This window comes from Streptomyces lunaelactis (assembly GCF_003054555.1).
In the GTDB taxonomy this organism is placed as follows: Bacteria; Actinomycetota; Actinomycetes; order Streptomycetales; family Streptomycetaceae; genus Streptomyces; species Streptomyces lunaelactis.
In genome coordinates, this window is record NZ_CP026304.1 from 2,758,140 (window position 1) to 2,773,088 (window position 14,949).

Here is a 14,949-nt window from a genome sequence, read left to right on the forward strand (position 1 = left end):
AGTGTACGCTTGCAGCCGCACGCCGACGGCGGTGATCGTCGACCTTTCGCAGTCCCTGTGAGCAGCCGACACCGATCGGCGCCGACGGTGTCGACCGGGACGGCGGGCAGAAGGTGGCGGGCCGCAAAGGGCAGGTCGTGGACTGCCTGGGCTTGCTGCTGGCGGTGCTGGTCACCGCCGCGAGCGTCCAGGACCGGGATGCCGCGATGCCGCTGCTGCAGCGACTGCGTGAACTCCACCGCAGGATCACCCTGGTGTGGGCCGACGGCGGATACGCCGACTCGTCGACTGGGGCCCGCACCCGGCTCCGCCTCGCGCTCACCATTGTCAAACGCTGGCCGCGTGCCGCCACACCGCGCGGACTACGCCACCCACGTCCGGAGCGGTGTCGGGCAACATGGTGCCGAGGCAGTTGCTTCCGATTCCCTGCGTCCTGCCAGCGTCCCGAATTCGCCGTCCAACCGCTCACATTGGCCAGATGCGGTGACTTCCCGGACTGTGGGGCCAACACATCCGCGCAGGTCAGGCCAGTTCGAACTACCGCCGACGGCAACGCTGTCGAACTCATCGGCAGCGGATTCAGTCCGTTGGGCCAAAGTCCTGAATCCGCACCCGCGATGAGACGTTTCTGCAGGTCAGAGGCCTGCACAGTGGGGCGGGTGGGACTCGAACCCACGGCCGACGGATTATGAGTCCGCTGCTCTAACCGGCTGAGCTACCGCCCCTAACGGCGCGTCGCGCACATATGTGCGCGCCGTCTGCCGCAGCATAGCCGCTCATACGATCTCCTGCCTCGGATGATCGGCAACGCACAATCATGAGGACTGCGCTGCCCCCTGCCCGGTTCCAGAAGTCGTCGGACCATCACATGGGACATACGAAAAAGGGCCCCACAGGGGCCCTCTTCCGGTATCTGCTCCCCCGGCTGGACTCGAACCAGCAACCCTCCGGTTAACAGCCGAATGCTCTGCCAATTGAGCTACAGGGGATCGCGCTCCCCCGACTGGACTCGAACCAGTAACCTGCCGGTTAACAGCCGGCTGCTCTGCCAATTGAGCTACAGGGGATTGCTGCGTGTGCACCGAACGTACCTACCTCGGGCGTCCCGGGGGGCGTGTGCTCGCTGCGACACATACATTAGCGCAAGCAGGGGGGTGCTCCGCCAATCGGTATGGCTGGGGTGATCTCCGGCTGCGCCGGGTAGGCGGGCAGCACCGACGCAAGGGAAGGGTGGCAGCCATGCGGTACAAGCTGACGTTCGTCATCGGACTGGCCCTCGGCTACGTGATCGGCACACGGGCCGGCCGCGAGCGCTACGAGCAGCTGAAGAAGTCCGCGCGCCAGTTCTCCCAGAATCCCGCCGTCCGCAATGCCGCCGAGTCCGCGGCGCAGAGCAGCCGCGAGGTGGCGGGCAAGGCCTTCCACGCGGTGAGCGACAAGGTCGGGGACCGGGTGCCCGACTCGGTGGCGGAGCGGGTGCGGTCCCTCCGGGAGCGGACCGCGAACGCCGAGGACGACTGGGGAACGAGCAACACGTGACGACGTGGTCCCGCGCGTGCGGCAGAATCGTCTGACATGGGGATAGTCGCCGGGCTGGACAGTTCGTCTGCATTCACGCGCATCGTCGTCTGTGACACGGACACGGGTGCCGTTCTGCGCCAGGGGTATGCGCCGCACCCCGTCGAGGCGAAGGCGACCGAGGTCGATCCGCAGGTATGGCTGCTGTCGCTCGGTGAGGCCGCGACCGGCGGGCTGCTTGAAGGCGTACAGGCCATCGGGGTGTCCGCGCAGCAGCACGGACTGCTGGCCATGGACGCGCAGGGCAATCTCGTACGGCCCGCGCTGCTCGGCAATGACAAGCGGGCGCAGCCCGCGGCGGCGGATCTGATCGACGCGCTCGGCGGGCGGCAGGCCTGGGCCGAGGCTGTCGGCTCGGTGCCGCAGGCCGCGCAGCCGGTGACGAAGCTGCGCTGGATGGCGCGCTCGGAGGCCGACCTCGCGCGGCGCGTCGCGTTGGTGATGCAGCCGCACGACTGGCTGGTGTGGCAGCTGCTCGGCCGGCCGGCCCGCCGGACCACCGACCGCGGCGCGGCTTCCGGCACCGGGTACTGGTCGGCGGGCAGCGGCTCCTACCGGACCGATCTGGTGGAGCTGGCGCTCGGGCACCGGTGCGCGCTGCCCGAGGTGCTCGGCCCGGCCGAGGCGGCGGGGACGACGCCCGAGGGGCTGCTGATCTCCGCCGGGACCGGCGAGACGATGGCCGCGGCGTTCGGGCTCGGCGTCGGGGTCGGCGACGCGGTGGTGTCGCTGGGGGCTTCGGGCTCAGTGATGGCCGTGCACCATGAGGCGCTGGCCGACCCGAGCGGGATGATCACGTCGTTCGCCGACGCCACCGGGATGCATCTGCCGGTCGTGCACACGCTCAATGCCGTACGGGCGCTGCGCGGGACGGCCGAGCTGCTGGGTCTGGAGGGGCTCGAAGAGCTCTCCGCGCTGGCGATGAAGTCGACGCCCGGGTCGTCCGGTCTTGTGATGCTGCCCTATCTGGAGGGCGAGCGGACTCCGCAACTGCCGCACACCGCGGGGACGCTGAGCGGGCTGCGGCGCGAGTCGATGAAGCCCGAGCATCTGGCGCGGGCGGCCTTCGAGGGCATGCTCTGCTCGCTCGCGGACGCTATGGACGTGCTGCGCTGGCGCGGGGTGGAGGTCCGCAGGGTCTTTCTGCTGGGTGCGGCGGCCGAGTTGCACGCCGTGCAGGCCGCGGCGCCCGCGATCTTCGGTGCGCAGGTCGTCGTACCGCAGCCCGCCGACTATGCGGCGCTCGGCGCGGCCCGGCAGGCCGCGTGGGCGCTCGGGGTCTCGCAGGGGACGCTGTCGCCGGCCGCTCCCCCGGCATGGCAGGGCGCCGCGGCGCAGATCCTGGAGCCGGGCGAGGAGCTGGCGGTGGGTCAGGCGGTTCGCCAGCAGTACGGCGCGACGCGGGACCAGATCCACCCGGGGGCCTTCAACCCGAGTTCTTGACCCCGCCTTGAATTAATTGCTTGAGGCTCCGGGGATGGAGTAGCAGAAGATGGGGTGACACCCCGATCTTGCCGACCCCGAGAGACAGCGCGTGCTGATACGAGTACTGCGGACCTACCTCGGTCCGTACAAGAAACCCATCGCCCTGCTCGTGGCTCTCCAGCTGCTGCAGACCAGCGCCACCCTCTATCTGCCCACCCTGAACGCCGACATCATTGACAACGGTGTCGTGAAGGGGGACACGGGCTTCATCGTGCAGCTCGGCGGGATCATGATCGCCGTCAGCATCGTGCAGGTCTTCTGCAATATCGGAGCCGTCTACTACGGCGCGCGGACCGCGTCCGCGCTCGGGCGGGACGTCCGGGCGGCCGTCTTCGACCGGGTGCAGAGCTTCTCGGCGCGGGAGGTCGGCCACTTCGGGGCGCCCTCGCTGATCACGCGTACGACCAATGACGTCCAGCAGGTGCAGATGCTGGTCCTGATGGGGTTCACGCTGATGGTGTCGGCGCCGATCATGTGCGTCGGCGGCATCATCATGGCGCTCGGCCAGGATGTGCCGCTGTCGGCGGTGCTGCTGGCGGTGGTGCCGGTGCTGGGCATCGCGGTGTCGCTGATCGTCAGGAAGATGCGGCCGCTGTTCCGCACCATGCAGGAGCGGCTGGACACCGTGAACCGGGTCCTGCGGGAGCAGATCACCGGCAATCGCGTCATCCGGGCCTTCGTACGCGACGAGTACGAGAAGGAACGCTTCCGCGAGGCCAATAACGACCTCACGGAGGTGTCGCTGTCCACCGGGCGGCTGATGGCGCTGATGTTCCCGACCGTGATGACCGTGGTGAACGTGTCGTCCGTCGCCGTCGTCTGGTTCGGTGCGCAGCGGATCGACAGCGGTGCCATACAGATCGGTGCGCTGACCGCGTTCCTCGCGTATCTGATGCAGATCGTGATGGCCGTGATGATGGCCACCTTCATGTTCATGATGGTGCCGCGCGCCGAGGTCTGTGCCGAGCGGATCGCGGAGGTCCTGGGCACGGATTCGAGCGTGGTGCCGCCGGCCGAGCCCGTACGGAAGCTGCTCCGGCGCGGGCATCTGGAGGTACGGGACGTCGAGTTCCGCTATCCGGGGGCCGAGGCGCCGGTGCTGCGGAGCGTCGAACTGGTCGCGCGGCCCGGGGAGACGACCGCGATCATCGGGTCCACGGGCAGCGGCAAGTCGACGCTGCTGGGGCTCGTACCGCGGCTGTTCGATGTGACGGGCGGCGAGGTGCTCGTCGACGGCGTGGACGTACGCACGCTCGATCGGGCGCTGATGGCCAGAACGGTGGGGCTCGTGCCCCAGAAGCCGTATCTCTTCTCCGGCACCGTGGCCACCAATCTGCGGTACGGCAAGCCCGACGCGAGTGACGAAGAGCTGTGGCAGGCGCTCGAGGTGGCGCAGGCCGCCGACTTCGTACGGGAGCTGGAAGCCGGCCTGGACGCGCCGATCGCACAGGGCGGCACCAATGTCTCCGGCGGACAGCGGCAGCGCCTTGCCATCGCCAGGACGCTGGTGCAGCGGCCGGAGATCTATCTCTTCGACGACTCCTTCTCGGCGCTGGACTACGCCACGGACGCGGCGCTGCGCCGGGCGCTGGCCCAGGAGACCTCGGAGTCGACGGTGGTGATCGTCGCCCAGCGGGTGTCGACCATCCGTGACGCCGACCGGATCGTGGTCCTGGACGAGGGGCAGGTCGTGGGGACGGGAAGCCACCACGAGCTGATGGAGAGCAATGAGACCTACCGCGAGATCGTGCTCTCGCAGCTGACGGAGGCTGAGGCCGCATGAGCGGGGCGGGCGGACGCATGATGATGGGCCCCGTCGAGCGGTCCATGGACTTCAAGAGCTCGGGCAAACGGCTGCTGCGGCAGCTCGCGCCCGAGCGGGCGACTCTGTGGGTGATGCTCGGCGCGTGTGTGCTGAGCGTCGCGTTCTCGGTGGTCGGCCCGAAGATCCTGGGGCAGGCGACGGACCTGGTCTTCGCCGGGGTCATCGGCCGCGGGATGCCGGCCGGGACCAGCAAGGACCAGGCGATCGAGGGCCTGCGGGACAAGGGCGACGGCGGGCCGGCGGACATGCTGTCCGGGGTGGACTTCACGCCCGGCAACGGCATCGACTTCGACGCCGTGGGCCGCGTGCTGCTGATGGCGCTGGTGGTCTATGTGGCCGCGGGGCTGCTGATGCTGGTGGCGACCCGGCTGTCGATCCGGGTGATCAACCGGACCGTGTTCCGGATGCGTGAGGACATCCAGGCGAAGCTGTCGCGGCTGCCGCTGTCGTACTTCGACCGGGCCAAGCGCGGTGAGGTGCTCAGCCGGGCGACGAACGACATCGACAACATCTCGCAGACCATGCAGCAGACGATGGGGCAGCTGATCAACTCGCTGCTGACCATCGTGGGTGTGCTGGCGATGATGTTCTGGATCTCGCCGCTGCTGGCGCTGGTCGCGCTGGTGACCGTGCCGGTGTCGGTCTACGTGGCGGCGAAGGTCGGCAAGCGGTCGCAGCCGCAGTTCGTGCAGCAGTGGAAGACCACGGGCAAGCTCAACGCCCATATCGAGGAGATGTACACCGGCCATGCGCTGGTAAAGGTCTTCGGGCGGCAGGACGAGTCGGCCGAGGCCTTCGCCGAGCAGAACGAGGCGCTGTACGAGGCCGGCTTCAAGGCCCAGTTCAACAGCGGGATCATGCAGCCGCTGATGTTCTTCGTCTCCAACCTCAACTATGTGCTGGTGGCGGTCGTCGGCGGGCTGCGGGTCGCGTCGGGGTCGCTGTCGATCGGCGATGTGCAGGCGTTCATCCAGTACTCGCGGCAGTTCTCGATGCCGCTGACGCAGGTCGCTTCGATGGCGAACCTGGTGCAGTCGGGTGTCGCGTCGGCCGAGCGCGTCTTCGAGCTGCTCGACGCGCAGGAGCAGGAGCCGGACGCCCCGTCCGTCGAGCGGCCGGAACAACTGCGCGGCGAGGTCTCGCGCGGCCAGGTCTCGCTGGACGAGGTCGCCTTCCGCTACGAGCCCGACAAGCCACTCATCGAGAATCTGTCGCTGACCGTCGAGCCGGGACACACGGTCGCGATCGTCGGCCCGACGGGCGCCGGCAAGACGACCCTGGTGAATCTGCTGATGCGCTTCTACGAGGTGACGGGCGGCCGGATCAGCCTGGACGGCGTGGACATCTCGCGGATGACCCGGGAGGAACTGCGGTCCCGGATAGGCATGGTGCTCCAGGACACCTGGCTGTTCGGCGGCACGATCGCGGAGAACATCGCCTACGGGGCGGCGCGGGAGGTGTCCCGTGGCGAGATCGAGGAGGCGGCGCGGGCGGCCCACGCCGACCGGTTCGTACGGACCCTGCCCGAGGGCTACGACACGGTGATCGACGACGAGGGCGGGGGCGTGAGCGCGGGCGAGAAGCAGCTGATCACCATCGCGCGGGCGTTCCTCTCGGACCCGGTGATCCTGGTGCTCGACGAGGCGACGAGCTCGGTGGACACGCGTACGGAGGTGCTCATCCAGAAGGCGATGGCGCGGTTGGCGCACGGGCGCACGTCGTTCGTGATCGCGCACCGGCTGTCCACCATCCGGGACGCGGATGTGATCCTGGTGATGGAGAGCGGGGCGATCGTGGAACAGGGCACGCATGAGGAGCTGTTGGCGGCGGAGGGGGCGTATGCGCGGCTGTACGCGGCGCAGTTCGCCCAGGCGGTGGTGGAGGTGGAGTAGGCGGGGGTGGGTGCGGGTGCGGGGTGGGTACTGCGGGGCTCGTTCCCTACCCGCCCTTCCGAAACTGGGGGCAAGCCCCCCGACCCCGTACGGCCTCCGGCCGTGTCCTCAATCGCCGGACGGGCTGAAGGTGCCTGCAGCTCAAGGCCGGTAACTGCTAGTCCAGGTAGCCCCGCAGCTGGTCCGCGAAGGCGTGGTCGCGGAGTTTGTTGAGGGTCTTCGACTCGATCTGGCGGATGCGTTCGCGCGTCACGCCGAAGATCCGGCCGATCTCCTCGAGCGTGCGCGGCCGGCCGTCCACCAGTCCGTACCGCAGCTGGACGACCTTCCGTTCGCGCTCGCCGAGCGTGGAGAGCACCGCCTCCAGGTGCTCGCGCAGCAAGAGGAAGGCCGCGGACTCGACCGGGGACGCGGCATCGCCGTCCTCGATGAGGTCGCCGAAGGCGACGTCGTCCTCCTCCCCCACCGGTGCGTGCAGCGAGACCGGCTCCTGGGCGAGCCGCAGCACCTCGCTGACCCGCTCGGGCGCCAGGTCCAGCTGGACGGCGACCTCTTCGGGGGTGGGTTCGCAGCCGCGCTCCTGGAGCATCCGGCGCTGGACCCGTACGACCCGGTTGATCAGCTCGACGACGTGGACCGGGACGCGGATGGTGCGCGCCTGGTCGGCCAGGGCCCGGGACATGGCCTGGCGGATCCACCAGGTCGCGTACGTCGAGAACTTGTAGCCGCGGGCGTAGTCGAATTTCTCGACTGCCCTGATCAGGCCCAGGTTTCCCTCCTGGACGAGGTCGAGCATGGTCAGTCCGCGGCCGACGTAGCGCTTGGCCACGGAGACGACGAGCCGGAGGTTGGCCTCGATCAGACGGCGCTTGGCCATCCGGCCCATGACCACCAGCTTGTCGAGGTCTAGGGCGAGTTGGGAGTCCAGGTCGGGGGTGTTGCCGAGCTTCGCCTCGGCGAACAGGCCCGCTTCGACGCGGCGCGCGAGATCCACCTCCTCGACGGCCGTGAGCAGCGGAATCCTGCCGATCTCCCGCAGATACTGCCGGAAGAGATCGGACGAGGGCCCGCCGCTGTCAGCGCGGCCGCCGGCCCGGCGTTCGGGAGGTTCGGGCACTTCCACTGGATCCTCGACAACAGTCTCCGGGACTGCTCCGGACACCGCCTCCGGGTGATGTACGGCCCGGCTCTGCGCGGGGACCCGCGCGGAGACGGCCGCGGCGTCGTCGGTCTCGGTCAGGGTCTGGGTCTGCACGGGGGCGACCTCCAGGGTGATCGCTGCCGGTTCGGGGACGTGCGGCAGCGGGACGGGAGCGGCCGGGCCGCATTCCGTCCCGTACACGATGAGCGGATCCGCGGGGGTGGGAGGCCCACTGTGGGTGGACCGGCCGCGCTCCGAGGACTCAGGCACCGCACCCCAGTGTGGGGTACGACACATGGCTGCCACGAGGGGCGTGCGGTGACTTTTTGAGCCCGTGCGTAATCGGGCGGTTACCGAAGCAGGGCCCTCGGCAGGATCCACCGGGGGGCTAGGCCGTGTCTCAGAGCGCGTCCGCGCCCTGGTTCTGGAGGGACTGGCCGTACTGCTGGAGCACCCACAGTTCGTTCGCCACGGCGGTGTGGTGCTCCGGGTCGGCGTTCGGGCCGAGGCGGGCGAGCGTGCCCTGGACCTCGCGGATGCGGCGGTCGAGCGCGCGGAGGCGGACCTGGACCAACTGGTTGCCGGCGTAGGTCTCGTCGACCGTCCGCGCGTGGATGGCTTCCACGACGAGCTCGGTGACCAGGGCGCGCACCGTGTCGTTGGGTGCGGCTTCGCGGACCCGGGCGATGTACTCGGGGCTGTCCTGCGTGCCCTGTTCGGCGCCGCCCGCCTCCGCGATGGTCTGGCGGACCGCCGCGTACGGCGGGGCAGTGAACTCGTCGCCGCCGTACGCGTCGAAGGCCGGCGAGACCAGGGCCGGGTACTGGAGGGCGAGCTTCAGCAGCTCACGCTCGGTGCGGTGGGCGGGGCTGCGCAGATTGAGGGCGGGGCCGCCGGGGCCGGCGGGGCCTGAGAGGGGCCCTGCTGCTCGTACGACTGGCCGGGGCGGGTGGGCTTCGCCGGTCCGCGGCCGCCGCGGTCGCGGGCCCAGCGGGCGAGCTGGGCGACCCGCTTGACCACGAACTGGGTGTCGAGGATGCCGAGGATGCCGGCGAGCTGCACGGCCGACTCGTGCTGGATGGCGATGTTCTTGATGCCGGCGACGATCGGCGCGGCCTCGTCCAGCGCGGCGGCCCGGCCGGCCGGCGTCTCCAGGTTGTGGCGCATCACGCTGTGGCGGATCGCGAACTCGAAGAGCGGGGTGCGGGTTTCGACCAGCTTCTCGACCGCGTCGTCGCCCTCCGCGAGGCGCAGTTCGCAGGGGTCCATACCGCCCGGCGTGATCGCGATGGACGTCTCGGCGGCGAACTTCTGGTCGTCCTCGAAGGCGCGCAGGGCGGCCTTCTGGCCGGCCGCGTCACCGTCGAAGGTGAAGATCACCTCGGCGGTGGCGTTGTCCATGAGCAGCCGGCGGAGGATCTTGATGTGGTCCCCGCCGAAGGCCGTGCCGCAGGTCGCGATGGCGGTGGTGACGCCCGCGAGATGGCAGGCCATGACGTCGGTGTAGCCCTCGACGACCACGGCCCGGCTCGTCTTGGCGATCTCCTTCTTGGCGAGATCGATGCCGTACAGCATCTGGGATTTCTTGTAGATGCCCGTCTCAGGGGTGTTGAGGTACTTCGGCCCGTTGTCGCTCTCGTACAGCTTGCGCGCGCCGAAGCCGACGACGTCTCCGGAGATGTCCCGGATCGGCCACATCAGCCGGCCGCGGAAGCGGTCGATGGGCCCGCGGCGGCCGTCCTGGGAGAGGCCGGAGAGGATCAGCTCCTTGTCGGAGAAGCCCTTGCCGCGCAGAAAGCGGGTGAGGTGGTCCCAGCCCTGCGGGCTGTAGCCGACGCTGAAGTGCTGCGCCGCCGCCTGGTCGAAGCCGCGCTCCGCGAGGAACTTGCGGCCGGTCTCGGCCTCGGGCCCGTTCTCCAGCTGCTCGATGTAGAACTGCGCGGCGATCTTGTGCGCCTCCACCAGACGGATGCGCTCGCCGCGCTGATGGCTGGGGTTGTACCCGCCCTCCTCGTAGCGCAGGGTGATGCCCGCCGTCGCGGCGAGCCGCTCGACCGTCTCCGAGAAGGTGAGATGGTCGATCTTCATCACGAAGGCGATGGTGTCCCCGCCCTCCTGGCAGCCGAAGCAGTGGAACAGACCCTTGCTCGGGCTGACCTGGAAGGAGGGGGACTTCTCGTCGTGGAAGGGGCACAGGCCCTTGAGGTTTCCGCCGCCGGCGTTGCGCAGCTGGAGGTACTCGGAAACGACGGCGTCGATCGGGACCGCGTCCCGTACCGCCTTCACGTCGTCGTCGTTGATCCTGCCTGCCACACGCGGAAGTCTACGGTGACGCGGTGACACTCCCGTCAGCTGTTGAGGGAACCGAGCGGTACGGACGGGTCGGCGAGGGCTTCCAGGTCCACCGGGGCGCCGGAGCGGATCAGCTGCTGGATGGGGTCGGTGACGTCCCAGACGTTGATGTTCATTCCGGCGAGCACCCGGCGGTCCTTCAGCCAGAAGACGATCATCTGCCGCTTTCCGGCGTCGCCGCGCATCACCACCTGGTCGTACGAACCGGGCGGCGCCCAGCCCGAGTACTCCAGGCCCAGGTCGTACTGGTCGGAGAAGAAGTACGGGACGCGGTCGTACGAGACGTCCTGGCCGAGCATCGCGCGGGCGGCGGCCGGGCCGCCGTTGAGCGCGTTCGCCCAGTGCTCGACGCGCAGCCGGGAGCCGAGGAGCGGGTGCTGGGCGGCCGCGACGTCGCCCGCCGCGTAGATGTCCGGGTCGGAGGTGCGCAGGCTCGCGTCGACGGCGATGCCGCCGCCGTGTGCCCGGTCGACGAGGCCGAGGCCCGCGGCTTCGGCGAGCGCGGTGCGCGGGGCGGCGCCGATCGCGGCGAGGACGCCGTGGGCCGGGTGCTCCTCGCCGTCGTCGGTACGGACGGCGAACACCACACCGTCCTGTCCGGTGATCTCGGTGAGGCGGGCGCCGAAGTGGAAGCGGACGCCGTGCTCACGGTGCAGCTCGGTGAAGACCTGGCCCAGCTCGGGGCCGATGACCTGATGCAGCGGGGTGGGCTCCGGTTCGACGACGGTGACCTCGGCGCCGTAGCCACGGGCGGCCGCCGCGACCTCCAGGCCGATCCAGCCCGCGCCCGCGATGACCAGATGGCCGTTGTCGCGGCCGAGGGCGGCGAGCACACGGCGCAGCCGGTCGGCGTGGGCGAGGCGGCGCAGATGGTGGACACCTGCGAGTCCGGTGCCGGGGATGTCGAGGCGGCGCGGCTCGGCGCCGGTGGCGAGCAGCAGCTTGTCGTAGTGGAGGACGGTGCCCTCGCCGAGAGTCACGGACTTGGCGTCGCGGTCGACGGCGACCACCGTCTGGCCGAGGTGCAGCTCGACATCGGCCTGGGCGTACCAGGCGGGTTCGTGGACGAAGACGCTGTCGCGCTCCTCCTTGCCGGACAGATAGCCCTTGGACAGGGGCGGGCGTTCATAGGGGTGGTCGCGTTCGTCACCGATGAGGATCACGCGTCCGGTGAACCCCTCGGCGCGGAGAGTCTCGGCGGCTTTGGCTCCGGCAAGTCCACCGCCGACGATGACGAAAGTCCGATGTGCGTCGACCACGTGATGCCTCCTCTTTGCTTCTACGCTGCGCAGCCTTCAGCGAGCGTCCCGCACGGAGCGTGATGGCGGAAGAGGGAGTGCCTCATGGGCGTGTCATCTCGGACGCGCCGTCGGGGCACTCCCGGCTGCTCGGGGAAGGGCTGATGGGCCGCTCAGCGGCGGGCCGTGAGCTGGCTGTGAAGGGTACGGGCGGAGGCGTCCGTGAGCGATGCGAGCTGGTCGACGATCACCCGCTTGCGCGCCCGGTCGTCCGGGGCGGCGCCGAACAGGGCGCGGAACTGGGGGTCGAGGCTGTCGGGGGCACGGACGGTGAGCGCCTCGGCCAGTTCGGCCAGGACGATGCGCTGGTCGGCGCGGATGGCCTCCTGCTCGGCGCGCTGCATGACATAGCGGTCGGCGACGGCCTTGAGGACGGCGCATTCGTTGCGGGTGGCGCGCGGGACCTCCAGCTCGGCGGCGTACCGGGTGAGCCGTCCGGAGCCGTACGCCTGACGGGTCGCGGCCTCGGCGGCGAGGCAGAACCGGCCGATGAGCTGGCTCGTCGCGTCCTTCAGCCGGGCCTGCGCGACGGCCGAGCCGTCGTAGTGGTGCGGCCACCACTCCTCGTCGATGAGACGGTCCAGGGCCTCGGCCAGCTCCTGCGGGTCGGTGTCGTGCGGGACGTAGCGGCCGATCGCGACCGACCAGATGTCGCTGCGCTCCGGCTCGGCGAGGAGGAGGTTGGGGTCGAGATGGCCGGCGTGCAGTCCGTCCTCGAAGTCGTGCACGGAGTACGCCACGTCGTCGGCCCAGTCCATGACCTGCGCCTCGAAGCACTTGCGGTACGCGGGCGCGCCCTGGCGGGCCCATTCGAAGACCGGCAGATCGTCCTCGTACACGCCGAATTTCACCGAGCCGGGGTCGGTGGGGTGCCCGCCGCGCGGCCAGGGGTATTTGGTGGCGGCGTCCAGGACTGCCCGGGTGAGATTGAGGCCGACGCTGACCAGCCCGCCGCCCGCCGCGGCAGCGGCTGATGTCACCGCCTCACTGTGGACGAACCGCTTGGGCTCGATTCGGGTCAGCAGCCGCAGCGACTGGGCGTTGCCCTCGAAGCCGCCGCAGTCCTTGGCGAAGTCGTTGAGCGCCTGCTCGCCGTTGTGCCCGAAGGGAGGGTGGCCCATGTCGTGGGCAAGGCAGGCGGCCTCGACCAGATCGGGGTCGCAGCCGAGTGCCGCGCCCAGTTCCCGACCGACCTGGGCGCATTCCAGGGAGTGGGTGAGCCGGGTGCGCGGGCTGGCGTCCCATGCCTGGTTGCGGGTGCCGGGGGTCACCACCTGGGTCTTGCCGGCCAGGCGGCGCAGCGCGGAGGAGTGCAGCACGCGCGCGCGGTCACGCTGGAAGGCGGTACGGCCCGGACGCTTGTCCGGCTCGGGCGCCCAGCGGGCGGTGGCCGCCTCGTCGTACGCGTCGGGGACTGCGGGGTCGTATGAGGTGGTGCTGGTGGTGCCTGCCATGCACCGAAGGTAACCGGAGCAGGTGAGTGTCGGGGGACGGCGGGTGGCCAGGGGGGGGCCTAGGCAGGGGCGAGTTCGCGCCGCTGAGCCGCGTACGGGGTGCTGAACGCCTCGTCGTAGCGCCGCAGCAGCAGCCGGGCCAGGGCCGGGTGCGCGCCGAGCGGGGCGGCGGCGATCCAGGGCGTGGCGGCCGCGCTGCGGGTGGCGAAGAGGCCGGGGGACGCGAAGTAGGAGGCGACGGCGATCCGGTGGCGGCCGCGGGCGCTGAGGGCGCGGATGGCCGCGGGGACGGTGGGCGAGACGGCGGAGGCGTACGCGGGGACGACGGGCACCCCGCCGAGACGCTCGCTGAGCAGTTCGGCGGTGCGGCGGACGTCGGAGACCGAGTCGGGGTCGCGCGATCCCGCGGCGGCCAGGACGACCCCGGCGCTGCGGCTGGTGCCGTCCTCGGGGCGCCAGCCCGCTTCGGCGAGACGGGAGCAGAGCGCCTCGACGAGGAGGGGGTGCGGGCCGAGCGGAGCCGCTACGCGCATGTCCCCGCCGGGGACGGCGGCGGCGGCCTGCGGCAGATCGTGCTTGACGTGGTGGCCGCGGCTGAGCAGCAGCGGTACGAGTACGGCCCGGGAGACTCCTCGCTCATCACCCTTGAGCGCGGCGAGGGTGTCGGGCAGCAGCGGCTCGTTCAGCTCGACGTGGCCGAGGCGGACATCGAGGCCGGGGCGCAGTTCGCGTACCCGGTCCAGGAGCGTGGTCACGGTCTGCAGGGCGCGCGGGTCGCGGCTGCCGTGGGCGACGGCGACGAGGGCGGGCCGGTCGGTCGGTGGCATACGCCTGCGGCTTCCGTTCAGTGCGACATGGCTGAGCTGGGTGCCCAGTTCAGTGGTGATGCGCGTCAGCAGCTGCGCGGTCGTGTCGAGGGGCAGGGACTCACGAAGGTGCGCGGGCTCCGTCATGGACCGATCCTGACGGGCGGAGGTTGCAGGGTCGTTGCGTGAGGGTGACGGGTGTTTTCCACGCCCTCACGGGCTCCCCGGCGGCGTTGTCAGACCGACCGGTCCGCAACAGGCTCGGACGCGGACGCGAGCCACACCCTCAGCGGCCCCACCGGGACACAGCCCTGACGCATCGCGGCGGCCAGGTCCTCGCCGTGCTCGTATCCGACGACCGGCTCACCCGGCCACCAATGGGCCACGGCCGCCAGGCACCCGGCCCACGCGCCGTCCAGGTCGTCGTCCGATGCGAACAGGTTGGAGATGCCCACGGCCGCCCCGCTGCGGCTCCGGCTCGCCACAGCGCCGGCGACGACCCGCCCGCCCGTGTCGTACCCGGCGAGTACGGACGTCGTGTTCAGAGCCAGCAGCTCCGCGCGGAAGAGGCCGGACAGCCCCTGGCCGCCGCCCCACACTGCCTCCCACGCGGCGAGTTCCCCGGGGGTCCGCAGCCGCGCCCACTCGATCCCCGGCGGCGGTACGGGAGCGGCCAGCCCGGCCGGCCGGTGCAGCCACTCCGCCTCGAAGAGCACCTCGAAGCCGTCCCGCGCCAGGTCCATCGAGGCGAAACTGTCCTTGACCGAGCACCCGGGCGCGCGGGTGTCGATGTCCGCCAGGACCTCCCACGCCGTGGCGTCCGCGGCCAGGGTGACCGCGTCCGGATACAGCGGCGGGGTCCGCCACTCGCTCGTCCAGGCACGGTCGCCGAACGCGCCCGGAAGTCCGTGCGCACGGCACATGGCCTCGCACCACTCTGCGTTGTTGCGGGCGGCGGTGCGCACCCAGGCGTGCCTGTCCGTTGCCGTGATCATGAAACTGAATCATGGCAGAGAGACCGCACGGAGCGAACCAATCCGGTCCGATCCGCGTCTGACCTGCCGTGAAGGCATCCCTGACGGCGCTCAAGACGGCGTGCGAGTCGGCGTTCAAGTCGG

Annotated in this window: 10 protein-coding genes, 3 tRNA genes and 1 pseudogene; 5 read left to right on the forward strand and 9 right to left on the reverse strand. The window is 70.4% G+C overall.

The genetic code is table 11. The features are described 5' to 3' along the window. The first annotated feature begins 74 nt into the window (after nt 1–74). Nucleotides 75–692, forward strand: a complete 618-nt coding sequence (locus SLUN_RS42325) for a transposase (protein WP_108154699.1) — start codon at nt 75–77, stop codon at nt 690–692. On the opposite strand, the gene SLUN_RS12535 is transcribed toward SLUN_RS42325, so the two are convergent. The 3 genes from SLUN_RS12535 to SLUN_RS12545 form a co-directional block, all read right to left on the reverse strand. Then, nucleotides 652–725 (reverse strand) — tRNA-Ile (locus SLUN_RS12535). The two genes, SLUN_RS42325 and SLUN_RS12535, sit on opposite strands and share 41 nt — an antisense overlap. A 191-nt stretch (nt 726–916) precedes the next feature. Then, nucleotides 917–989 (reverse strand) — tRNA-Asn (locus tag SLUN_RS12540). 5 nt (nt 990–994) lie between these two features. Further along, nucleotides 995–1,067, reverse strand: a tRNA-Asn gene (locus tag SLUN_RS12545). A 172-nt stretch (nt 1,068–1,239) separates the two neighbouring features. Between SLUN_RS12545 and SLUN_RS12550 the strand changes: the two genes are divergently transcribed. From SLUN_RS12550 to SLUN_RS12565, 4 genes are all read left to right on the forward strand, one after another. After that, nucleotides 1,240–1,539, forward strand: coding sequence for a YtxH domain-containing protein (locus SLUN_RS12550; protein ID WP_108148566.1), 300 nt, complete (start codon nt 1,240–1,242; stop codon nt 1,537–1,539). Nucleotides 1,540–1,575: 36 nt separating this feature from the next. After that, the gene (locus SLUN_RS12555; RefSeq protein ID WP_108148567.1) at nt 1,576–3,021 is read left to right on the forward strand and encodes an FGGY family carbohydrate kinase; all 1,446 of its coding nucleotides are present in this window, start codon (nt 1,576–1,578) and stop codon (nt 3,019–3,021) included. Nucleotides 3,022–3,112: 91 nt separating this feature from the next. Continuing rightward, nucleotides 3,113–4,846 (forward strand): ABC transporter ATP-binding protein, encoded by a 1,734-nt coding sequence (locus SLUN_RS12560; protein WP_108148568.1) that lies wholly within the window; start codon nt 3,113–3,115, stop codon nt 4,844–4,846. After that, nucleotides 4,843–6,780: an ABC transporter ATP-binding protein gene (locus SLUN_RS12565; protein ID WP_108148569.1), complete on the forward strand. Its 1,938-nt coding sequence runs from the start codon at nt 4,843–4,845 to the stop codon at nt 6,778–6,780. The genes SLUN_RS12560 and SLUN_RS12565 overlap by 4 nt, the downstream gene beginning before the upstream one ends. 157 nt (nt 6,781–6,937) lie before the next feature. Here SLUN_RS12565 and SLUN_RS12570 read toward each other — a convergent pair whose 3' ends face one another. The 6 genes and pseudogenes from SLUN_RS12570 to SLUN_RS12595 form a co-directional block, all read right to left on the reverse strand. Next, on the reverse strand, nt 6,938–8,191 hold the full coding sequence (locus tag SLUN_RS12570) for an RNA polymerase sigma factor (protein WP_108148570.1): 1,254 nt from the start codon (nt 8,189–8,191) through the stop codon (nt 6,938–6,940). 130 nt (nt 8,192–8,321) lie between these two features. Further along, nucleotides 8,322–10,234: pseudogene (gene dnaG, locus SLUN_RS12575) on the reverse strand (DNA primase). A 35-nt stretch (nt 10,235–10,269) separates the two neighbouring features. Beyond that, entirely contained in the window at nt 10,270–11,532 is a 1,263-nt protein-coding gene (locus tag SLUN_RS12580; protein WP_108148571.1) for an NAD(P)/FAD-dependent oxidoreductase, read from the reverse strand. Between the two features lie 152 nt (nt 11,533–11,684). Next, nucleotides 11,685–13,025 carry a deoxyguanosinetriphosphate triphosphohydrolase gene (locus SLUN_RS12585; RefSeq protein WP_108148572.1) on the reverse strand — a complete coding sequence of 447 codons (1,341 nt, stop codon included), beginning with the start codon at nt 13,023–13,025 and terminating at the stop codon, nt 11,685–11,687. A 59-nt stretch (nt 13,026–13,084) separates the two neighbouring features. Then, nucleotides 13,085–13,978: a sirohydrochlorin chelatase gene (locus SLUN_RS12590; protein ID WP_108148573.1), complete on the reverse strand. Its 894-nt coding sequence runs from the start codon at nt 13,976–13,978 to the stop codon at nt 13,085–13,087. 89 nt (nt 13,979–14,067) lie between these two features. Next, on the reverse strand, nt 14,068–14,826 hold the full coding sequence (locus SLUN_RS12595; protein WP_108148574.1) for a hypothetical protein: 759 nt from the start codon (nt 14,824–14,826) through the stop codon (nt 14,068–14,070). Between the last annotated feature and the right edge of the window lie 123 nt (nt 14,827–14,949).

Coding starts and splice junctions, on each gene's coding strand:
- SLUN_RS12550 (WP_108148566.1), top strand. CDS start 1,240: ATGCGGTACAAGCTGACGTTCGTCATCGGACTGGCCCTCGGCTACGTG.
- SLUN_RS12555 (WP_108148567.1), top strand. CDS start 1,576: ATGGGGATAGTCGCCGGGCTGGACAGTTCGTCTGCATTCACGCGCATC.
- SLUN_RS12565 (WP_108148569.1), top strand. CDS start 4,843: ATGAGCGGGGCGGGCGGACGCATGATGATGGGCCCCGTCGAGCGGTCC.
- SLUN_RS12585 (WP_108148572.1), bottom strand. CDS start 13,025: ATGGCAGGCACCACCAGCACCACCTCATACGACCCCGCAGTCCCCGAC.
- SLUN_RS12590 (WP_108148573.1), bottom strand. CDS start 13,978: ATGACGGAGCCCGCGCACCTTCGTGAGTCCCTGCCCCTCGACACGACC.
- SLUN_RS12595 (WP_108148574.1), bottom strand. CDS start 14,826: ATGATCACGGCAACGGACAGGCACGCCTGGGTGCGCACCGCCGCCCGC.